This is a genomic window from Sorangium sp. So ce1014, from assembly GCF_051521505.1.
Classification (GTDB): Bacteria; Myxococcota_A; Polyangia; order Polyangiales; family Polyangiaceae; genus Sorangium.
Genome location: NZ_CP150356.1, coordinates 1,288,511 through 1,298,444, shown reverse-complemented (window position 1 = coordinate 1,298,444; position 9,934 = coordinate 1,288,511). Strand labels below are relative to the sequence as shown.

Annotated in this window: 5 protein-coding genes; 3 read left to right on the top strand and 2 right to left on the bottom strand. The window is 70.7% G+C overall.

From position 1 onward, the window contains the following. Positions 1-3: 3 nt before the first annotated feature. Together WME75_RS04975 and WME75_RS04970 are read right to left on the bottom strand one after the other, a co-directional pair. Positions 4-1,653 (bottom strand): PfaD family polyunsaturated fatty acid/polyketide biosynthesis protein, encoded by a 1,650-nt coding sequence (locus WME75_RS04975; protein WP_437486952.1) that lies wholly within the window; start codon positions 1,651-1,653, stop codon positions 4-6. A 450-nt stretch (positions 1,654-2,103) separates the two neighbouring features. Continuing rightward, positions 2,104-2,874 carry an SDR family NAD(P)-dependent oxidoreductase gene (locus WME75_RS04970; RefSeq protein WP_437486950.1) on the bottom strand — a complete coding sequence of 257 codons (771 nt, stop codon included), beginning with the start codon at positions 2,872-2,874 and terminating at the stop codon, positions 2,104-2,106. 322 nt (positions 2,875-3,196) lie between these two features. On the opposite strand from WME75_RS04970, the gene WME75_RS04965 reads away from it, so the two are divergent. The 3 genes from WME75_RS04965 to WME75_RS04955 all read left to right on the top strand — a co-directional run bounded on the left by WME75_RS04965 (position 3,197) and on the right by WME75_RS04955 (position 9,933). Beyond that, the gene (locus tag WME75_RS04965) at positions 3,197-5,860 is read left to right on the top strand and encodes an ATP-binding protein (RefSeq protein ID WP_437486948.1); all 2,664 of its coding nucleotides are present in this window, start codon (positions 3,197-3,199) and stop codon (positions 5,858-5,860) included. A gap of 344 nt (positions 5,861-6,204) precedes the next feature. After that, on the top strand, positions 6,205-7,335 hold the full coding sequence (locus WME75_RS04960) for a substrate-binding domain-containing protein (RefSeq protein WP_437486946.1): 1,131 nt from the start codon (positions 6,205-6,207) through the stop codon (positions 7,333-7,335). A 459-nt stretch (positions 7,336-7,794) separates the two neighbouring features. Next, complete coding sequence (locus WME75_RS04955; RefSeq protein WP_437486944.1) at positions 7,795-9,933, top strand: HAMP domain-containing protein; 2,139 nt, start codon at positions 7,795-7,797, stop codon at positions 9,931-9,933. Position 9,934 lies beyond the last annotated feature (1 nt).

The following is a 9,934-nucleotide window of genomic DNA, read 5'->3' as shown; positions in this document are numbered from 1 at the left end:
CGCTCAGTCGAGCGGGCGAGGAGTGAAATAGAAGGCGGCGCTCGGCACGGGGACGCCGTATGTCCGGAGCTGCTGTGCGCGCGTGACGACGGCCGCGCCCTCGAGCAGGTTGCGCGCGACCTGGACCACGGTGCGGCGCTCTGGGTCCTCGAGGAACGACCCCTTGACCCAGCGGTTGAAGGCGCCCATGGCCGGGCCACACCAGATCTGGAAATCGGCGCGGCGCTTCGGGTCCCCGGCGATCGCCCACTTGCTGGACATGCCGAGATACCAGCGGAAGATCAGCGCCATCTTGTGCTTCGGCTCGCGGGCGGCGCGCTCGAGCTCGGCCGGGTCGCGCTCCGCGAAGAACCGCTCGCAGCCCGCCCACACCTCGTCGCACGACATCTGGAACTGCTCTCGCTCGATGCGCGCGCGCACGTCGGCAGGCAGCGACGCGATGGAGTCGTGGGCGACGTACAGCTCGTAGAGCCGCTGCGCGCGGACCCCGAACATCGTGCCGCGCTTGAGCACCTGGACCTGCACGCCGAGCTCGAACATGTCGGCGGCCGGCGTCATGACCACATCCGGGAGGTCGGCCTGGGCGAGCATCTTCTTGCCCTCGTCGGACAGGCCCGACTCGATGCATGCCTGGTTGACCGAGCCCGTGAGCACGTACGCGGCCCCGAGCGCGAACGCGGCGGCGATCGTGGACGGCGTGGAGAGGCCGCCGGCCGCGCCGACGCGGATCGGGCGCTGATACCCGTGCTTCGCCGCGAGCTCGTCGCGGACGCCAAGGATCACCGGGAACAGCGCGACAAGGGGCCGGTTGTCGGTGTGACCCCCCGAGTCGGCCTCCACGGTGATGTCCTCGGCGACCGGGAGGCTGCGCGCGAGCTCCGCCTCCTCCCGGGTGAGCCATCCGTTCCGAACACACGTATCGAGGATCTCGGCCGGCGCGGGCGACAGGAAGCGCGCGGCGACCTCCGGGCGCGAGATCTTCGCGAACAGGTGGTTCTGCCGGTCGATCCGGCCGTCGGGCAGGCGCCTTATGCCGCTGTAGGCGAAGCGCACGACCATCGGGTTCAGGCCCATGTAGGCCGCCGCCTCGGCCCGGCGGACTCCCTTTCTCAGGTAGAGCTCCACCGTGTCGCTCTCCAGCTGCGGCTGGTTCGGAGCATGGATGAGGTTGCACCCCCAGGTGGGACCTTCCGTCCCGAGCGCAGCGATGATCTCATCGACGGCCTGTTCGATCCGGTGCAGCCCGAGGCCGGCGGCGCCGAAGAACCCCATCATCCCTGCCCTGGCCATCGCGATCGTGAGCCGGGTGGTGTGGATACCGTTCGCCATCGCGCCGGCCACGTAGGGGAAGCGCAGGCGGTGGACCTCCAGAAAGGAGCGGTCCCCGAGCCACTCCGGGTAGAGCGCCGGGAGCGTGCCGAGGAGCGGAAACGTGGGGACCCCGTTGACCTGATCTTCGCCGATGACGGCGCCGCCGCGCGACACGCCGACGCGCCCCTCCGGCATCTCGCGCACCACGTGCACCGGCTCGCGCACGCAGCAGACGGCCTCCCTCAGATCGGTCGACGTGAACGCGGGGAGCCACGGTCCGCTGCGCCAGATACCGATCGGCTGGAGGCCGGCGCTGCGGAGGGCCTGCGGTTCCTTAATCATGCTGAGCTGCCTCCCAATGACAAGCAGCCCCTCTGTAACATCCGTCGTCTCCGCCCCGCGGTAATGGTTCGGTCACGGAGCGCGGCACGGCCCGATCGCGGGATCCCCGGGCTCGGATCATGAAAGCGCTTTCCCTCCGCGCTTACGCGGCCCGCGCCCTCGTGACGCGCCGCGCCTCCGCTCCCGCGGGCGGCTGAACGAGCCCTGTGCCGGAGAGGGGCGAAGGCTCTTGCTTTTTCCGCGCCCCGGTGGATCCGAGACTCGACCCCTCTCTCCTTCCCCCGTCGACGAGCGTCGGACGACGCAAGCCCAAGACTGACCAGCTAGAGCGGCGGTCACCCGCACAGGAGACGGGCCCAGATCGGCGCTTTCGGCGCGGAAGCGTACTCCAGTACGCTGAGCACCGAAAGCGTCGAGGTGGGCCCGTATCCGAAGCGGGTGCCCGCCGCTCTAAAGCGAGTAGCCGCCGTCGCTGACGACGAGCGCGCCCGTCATGGTGGCCGAGGCGTCGGAGAGCAGGAACGCGATGAGCCCGGCGATCTCGTCGGCGCTCGCGAAGCGGCCGAGGGGCGTGGCCATCGCCGCCATCTGATCGAACGCGGCGCGCTCGCTCCCGGCCGTCGTGACGAGCTCCTGGAAGAACGGTGTCTGGGTCCAGATCGGCGTCTCGACGCCGCCGGGCAGGACGCCGTTCACGCGGATCCTGTCGCGCGCGCCCTCCTTCGCCGCGACGCGGACCAGCTGCGCCGCGCCCGCCTTGGAGGCCCCGTAAGCGGCGATGCCCGGCTCGGCCTTGACGGCCGCGGCCGAGGACACGACGACGACCGTCCCGCCCTCGCCCGTCTTCCTGAGGAGGCGAAGGCCCGTCCGGAGCGTCAGAAAGACTCCATCGAGGTTGACGGAGAGGACGCGCCGCCAGTCGTCGAAGGACGTCTCCGCGATCGGCGCCCCGTGGGCGATGCCGGCGTTCGCCACGACATGGTCGAGCCGCCCGAAGCCACGCTCGACGGCCTCCTCGATCTCGGCCCACGGGGCCTCGCTCCCCACGTCGCCGTCGCGCAGCAAGAGCTCCGGCCCGCGGAGCTCAGCCGCGAGCGCGTGCAGCGCGTCGCGGTTCCGATCGATCAGGACCAGGCCACCCACGGTTTGCGACAGCCTGCGTGCGGTCGCCGCGCCGATGCCCGACGCCGCCCCGGTGATGAGCGCAACTCGACCTGACATCTGCGGGCGCTCCTCTACCACGGCGGAGCCGCCGCGTGAACCTGCGCCGACTCGAGGCGGGTGGACGGTAGAGGACACGCGCTCTCGCCGGCACCGCTGGCCATGACGGGTATCTTCGACACGGCCGCAGCCGGCGCGCTTCCGCCGGGGCTCGACGAGAGCGACGGAAGGATTCATCCAGGGCACATGAGGGAGGACGGCTCGGCAGAGCCCGCGCGCTCGCTCAATATCCCCCAGCCGCTCGTGCTCAGCGGCTCGGTTCCTGTGCGGTCAAGCTTTGAGGTCGCTCGCGCTCGTCCTATGCTCCCGCGACAATAGAACGATGCGACGTCGCTACCGCCTCTCTGCCAGGGTCAGCAAGCTCCTCCAGGCCAGTCGAGCTCGCGCCGGACAGGCACAGACGTCCAGGGCGGCGCTGCCGGGCGAGGTGGACGAGGCGCGGAACGGCGCTGCCGGCAGCGCCGCGCGGGAGACCCTCGAGCAGCAGCAGGCGGTGCTCAAGTACGTCATCGCCAACGTCCCCCACGCCATCTTCTGGAAAGATCGTGAGGGCAGGTTTCTTGGAGGAAATCAGAACTTCCTCAACGACACGAACACGAAGGTCCTGGAGAACCTCGTCGGCAAGACTGATTTCGATGTCTGGGGACAGCATGACGCGGATTCCTTCGTGCGCGTCGACCGGGAGGTCATGGAGCGCGGCACGGCGTTCCTCGATATCGAGGAGCCGCTGCGCCGCCCGGACGGCGAGCGGCGGGTCCTGCTCACAAGCAAGGTGCCCATCCGCGACGAGCGCGGCGCGGTGACCGGGCTCCTCGGGATCTACGCGGACATCACCGAGCGCAAGCGGATGGAGACAGAGCTCCAGAAGGCCAAGGAGGCCGCCGACGCCGCCGCCTGCGCCAAGGGGGAGTTCCTCACGGTGATGAGCCACGAGCTCCGGACGCCGCTCTCGCTCATCCTCGGTCCGCTCGAGTCGCTCCTGTCCAGCCAGGACGAGCCGCTGTCGCCGCGGGTGCGGACGGATCTGGAGCGCATCCAGCGCAGCGGGCGGCGGCTCCGCCGGCTTGTCGACGATGTCCTCGATTACCAGAAGATCGAGGCCGGCAAGATGCAGGTCGACTGGGAGGCGGTCGACGTGAAAGAGCTCGTCGCGGACATGGTGGACGAGGCGCGCCCCGCGGCGGAGCGCGGCGGAGTGCAGCTGTCGCTCGGGGTGGATCCGGCGCTGCAGACGCTCCCCCTCGATCGGCGCAAGTTCGAGAAGATCGCGCTCAACCTGCTGGGCAATGCGCTGAAGTTCACCCCGCCGGGCGGCAGGGTCGAGGTCGGCCTGCGGGCGGCGAACGGCGAGTTCGAGCTGTCGGTCGAGGACACCGGTCCTGGCATCCCGCTGGACCAGAGACACCTGCTCTTTCAGCGGTTCCAGCAGATCGACGCGTCGGCGACGCGCAAGCACGAGGGGACGGGGATCGGCCTGTCGCTGGCCAAGGAGCTCACCGAGCTCATGGGGGGCACGCTCGGCCTGGAGAGCGAGCCCGGGGTCGGCTCCCGCTTCTTCGTGCGGCTCCCGCGCGCGGCGGACGGCGTGATGGCGTCGCGGGCGCCTCGCGCGGCGAAGCCGCCGAGCCCGGCGGGGGCGCCTCGCGCGGCGGAGCCACCGAGCCCGGCGGGGACGCCCCGCGCCGCGGACGACCTCGCCGCGCCCGCGCCCCGCACCGCCAACGATCCCGCCGCGCCCGCGCCGCGCAGCTCGGACCTCGCCGCGCCCACGCCGCGGGTCGCGGGGGCGACCCGCGGAGGCGGCCTCGCGAAGGCGCGCGCGTCGCGCGTGCTCGTCGCGGAGGACAACCCCGACATGGCGTCTTACCTGGAGGGCATCCTGTCGGCCGAGCACGAGGTCGTGCTGGCGACGAACGGCCGGGAAGCGCTCGAGTCGATCCGGGCGACGAGGCCCGATGTCATCGTGTCGGACGTGATGATGCCCGAGATGGATGGCTTCGAGCTCGTCCGGCGGCTCAAGGGGGATCCCGAGCTCCGCGACATCCCGGTCCTCCTGCTCACGGCGAGGGCGAGCCGCGCGGAGGCCGTGGGCGGGCTCGAGGTCGGCGCCGACGAGTACATGAGCAAGCCGTTCGACCCGCTGGAGCTCAGGGCGCGGGTGCGCGCGGCCGAGCGGCTGCACCGCGCCTATCTGGAGCTCGCCGCGAAGAACCGCGAGCTCGCGGCCGCGCTCGAGCGGCTCGCGGAGACGCAGGAGGAGCTCCTCCAGGCGGGCAAGATGGCGGCGATAGGCACGCTTGTCGCGGGGCTGTCGCACGAGATGAACAACCCCGTCTCGGTCATCCTGATGAACGCGCAGCTCCTGCTCAGGCGCCACCGGAAGGGGCATGGCCTGCCCGACGAGGCTGCGATCCTGAAGGCGCTCGGCACCATCGAGCGGCAGGCGAACCGCTGCTCGGACCTCGTGACGGCGCTGCTCGAGTACGCGCGCGGCAAGCCGATCGGCCGGCAACCGTGCGACGTGCGCGAGGCGCTCCGCCGCGCGGTCGACCTCTCCACGCCGCGGGCGCGCGAGCGCAGAGTAGAGCTCCAGGCGAACAGCACCGCGCCGGCGCTGCCCGCGGTGCTCGTCAACACATCGCAGCTCGAGTCGGCCCTGCTCAACGTGATCGGCAACGCCCTCGACGCCAGCCGTCAAGGCGGCGCCGTCGTCGTCGGGGCTCGCCCGCTCCCGCGCGGGGAAATCCACGGCGTGGAGATCGACGTGCGCGACACCGGCTGCGGCATCCGCGCCGAGGACCTGAGCCGCATCTTCGAGCCGTTCTTCACGACGAAGCCGCCCGGACAAGGGACCGGACTCGGGCTGTCGCTGACGCACCGGTTCATCGAGGAGCACCAGGGCAGCATCCGTATCGAGAGCGCGATCGGCCAAGGCACGACGGTGCGCATGTGGCTGCCAGCCCTGCAGGCGGAGAGGGCGGGCTGAGGGAGCGCCCGGCACGAGGCGCAGGACGCCTGTGCGGCCCCTGGGGACCGCCGCTGCCTTGGTTACACACTTCTCTACGTTTCACTTCAGCGCTCGTTGTTCATTGTCTCCATGCCTCTTGACAGATCCGTCCTCTCTGCGATGTCATCGTAGTGTCTGCAGGTGCCTTGGGCTCCGTGCCGATTTGCATTGCCTCTGTCGAATCGGCAGGTGGCCCGTTCATCCTTCATTGATTTCGCCCCCGTTCCCGTCCCCTGCCGCGCCGGGCCATGATCTCGCGGCGAGCGTGACGTTCACGCACGGGTGCGGCGCACGATCGACGAGCCAAGGACGAGGAGAATCTCATGGGGCGGATTGGACGATGGAGTACGATGGTCCTCGGGCTGGCGCTGACGACGGCGGCATGCGGGTCGGGCCAGCCCCTCGACGCGGGCGGGCAGGTCACGCCCATCCGGCGAGCTCCGGCTCCGGACAACGAATTCACGCCCGTGGAGCTCGAGGCGACGGCCGACCGCCTCGTCTCCGAGATCAACGCGAGCGCGATCCGGCCGATGCAGATGGCGGTCGTGCTGAAGAACGCCAACGGCTTCTGGAAGCCGGTCGTCACGGCGGCGAACCGAGCCATGGCGGAGCTCGGGGTCTCGGGGAGCGTGATCGGGCCCGTCGCGCCGTGGGAGGATGGGCCTGAATCGGAGGTGCTCCAGGACCAGCAGATCGAGCAGATGGTGGAGGACGGAGCGGAAGGGCTCGGCCTCGCGCCCTTCAACGACCTCCAGACCGCCGCCATCGACGAGGCCGTCATGCAGGGGGCCCACGTCGTGACGCTCGACACCGACGTGGCGACCTCGAAGCGCTCTATCTACGTCGGGACCCTCAACCGGTCTGCCGGAGCCACCGCAGGGAAGACCCTGCTCATGATGCTGCCCCCGCCCCCGGGGACGGTGATCATCCACGGCAGCACCAACGCGGACGGGAGCAGCGGCCTGGAGCGAACGCAGGGTGCCCAGGAGGTGCTCGCGAGAGCCGGCTACGTGGTCCTGGTGGGTCAATCCACCTGGACCTCCGACGGCGAGACCGAGGACGTCGAATGGATGACAACCCAGATCGGGACGGCGGACCCGCCCGTCGTGGGGATGATCGGCCTGTTCAACATCTCGTATCGATGCGCGATGGCCGCAGAAGCCGCGGGCGCGCCGGAGCTCCCCATCGTCACCTTCGACTTCGATCCGAGGACGGTCGACTACATGCGCCAGGGGCGCGTCAAGGCCACGCACATCCAGCGGCAGTACTACCAGGGCTATCTCGTGCCCTACATCCTCTACGGCATCAAGAACATCGGCCTCGACGCGACAAAGAAGATCCTCGCCCCGCAGCTGGTCGACGACAGCCGGGTCAACACCGGCGTCGATGTGGTCCCGGCGGACAAGATTGACGCCTACAACGACTTCCTCGGCTCGATCGACGCGAACCAGTAGCGGCGCCGCGGCCCGAGCGCCACGGCGTCCGAGATCGTCCGTGGGCTCATGAGGAATCGACAGCAGAGCCAGAGAAGGCATCGGCCAGCGCGCGCCCGTGGGCAACGGGTCGACAAACAGGCGCACTGCGCCTACATCGACAGCCAGCGCAGGCAATAGAATCCTGTTGCAAACTTGAAATGAGCTGCGTACCGTCTCGGACTGAAGGGCATCGCCGCGCACCTGTCCGCGCTCCCCCGGGGAGCTTCCGACGGCGTCCGGCCGTGCCTCTTTCTTCGTGGGGGCGCGGATGACGTACGCTCTTGGATTCGACCGTTCCTTGCATCGGGTGCGAGCTGCCGCGCCGAGCCCCTGATGCTGGGCGCCGGCGCCGTCTCCCCGCCTTCGACGCCCGACCGACAGCGCGCCGGGCGCGCCGGCTTTCCCCTCGGTATCGGCGCCAAGCTCGCTGCGGCGACGGTGGCAGTCCTCACCAGTGTCACCGTGCTGGTCGCCAATCACGTGATCCAGAAGACACGGGATGATCTCGTGTCGGCGAAGGCGAACGCCGCCTCGATGATGGCGGATCTGCTCTCGGGGACCCTGACCGCACCGCTCGATTTCGGCGATCACGACACGGCGCAGGGCGACCTCGGACAGCTCCGGTCGAACCGCGCGCTGATCGGCGCCGTCGCGTGGGGCAGCGACGCCGCCGAGCCCGTCGCCAGGGTCGGAAAGCTCCCAGAGGGCCTGTCGGCGTTCACCACGCGCGGCGCCGAGAACCAGGTCCTCGAGCACGAGATACGCGTCGCCCGCCCGGTCGTGCGCGACGACGGGCGGCGCCTCGGGACGCTCGTCCTCGTCTTCTCCCTCGCTCCCGAGAACGCCGCGTTCGCCGCGGCGCGCCGCAATATCCTCGAATACGCGGGGCTCGTCGGCGCGATGACCGCCTTCCTGCTCCTCGGGTTCGCCCGGTGGCAGATCGTGCGCCCGCTCTCGCGGCTCGTCGACGCGGCGCGGCGCCTCGGCGAGGGGGACCGCACCGTCCGCGTGGACGTCCGCACGAACGACGAGCTCGGCCAGCTCGCCGATGTCTTCAACGCGATGAGCTCCGCCATCCTCGAGCGCGAGGGCAAGCTGGAGATGGCCACGAAGAGCCTCCGCGAGCTCTTCGACAACATGCGCGAGGCCATCGTGGCCTTCGGCCCCGACGGCCGGCTGGGCAGCGAGGCATCGAAGCAGGCCAGTCAGCTCTTCGGCGAGCGCGCCGAGGCAGGCCGCCACGTTACGGAGCTCCTCTACGGCGGCGGGCCGCTCTGCGTCGAGAGCCAGGCGCTCCGGCAATGGGTCGACGTGGCGTTCGACGCGGAGCTCGACCTCTTCCCGGAGGTCGCCGAGCTCGCCCCGCGCTCGCTCTGGTTCGAGCGCGCGCCGGGCGACCGCAGATTTCTGCGGCTCGAGTTCTGCCCCGTCGTCTCCGGCCAGAAGATCGCGCGCATCATGCTGCTCGCGACCGACGAGACAGAGCTCCGGCGCCTCGAGGAGAGCGTCAAGACCAAGGACGAGGAGCACGCGCGCCAGATCGCGGCCATGCGCCGCCTCGTCGCCGGCGGCGGCCAGGTCTTCGTCCGCTTCGTCGAGATCTCGCGCGAGCGCGTGGCCCGGTGCAGCGAGCTCCTCGAGGCCGGCGGGCGGCTCCACCCCGCGGACCTCGACGAGCTCCTGCAGCAGCTGCACACCATGAAGGGTGAGGCCCGCTCGTTCGACCTCGAGCGCCTCGCGGACGAGATCATGACGCTCGAGGACGAGCTCGCCTCGGTCCAGGCGCGCGCGCGCTCGGAGGACGAGCCCTCCGAAGGCGGGTACGTGGCGTCGTTTCGCGCGCGGCTCGAGCGCGTGGCGGAGGAGCTCGCGCGCGCGCAGGAGACGTTCGTCGACGCGTCGCCCGTGGGCCGCGTGATCCTCGACCAGATCACGGTCCGCCGCACCGACGTGAGCCGGCTCGGCGAGCTCCTCGGCGGGCGGGGGGGCGAGGCCGCCGAGATCGTCCGCCGCCTCACGGCCCGGCCGTTCGGCGAGGTGCTCGCGCCGCTCGTCGAGCGCGTCCCCCGCTGGGCCGAGAAGGAGGGCAAGCGCGCCCTCCTCGAGATCGACGGCCGCGAGGTCCCCGTCCCCGCCGATCTCGCCGGCCTGCTCCCGGGCGTGCTCATCCACCTCGTGCGGAACGCGATCGCCCACGGCATCGAGCCCCCCGAGGCGCGCGTCCGGTTGGGCAAGCCCGAGCTCGGCGTGATCCGCGCCGTCTGCATCGAGGATCGGCCGCTGCCCACGATCGTCGTCGAGGACGACGGCCGGGGCGTCGACCTCGACGCCCTCGCCGCGAGCGCCGGCGTCGATCCGACGGATCTGCGCCGCGCGCGCGAGCTCCTGTTCGCCCCCGGGGTGAGCACGAAGGGCGACGTGAGCGACCTGGCCGGCCGCGGCGTCGGCCTCTCGGCGGTCCGCGCCGACCTCCTCTCGGTCGGCTGGCTCATCGAGGTGGACGCGTCGCGCCGGACCGGGACGGCGTTCGTGATCCGGCCCGGCAGCCAGGCTGTTCCTCTCAGCAACGGAGATTGAA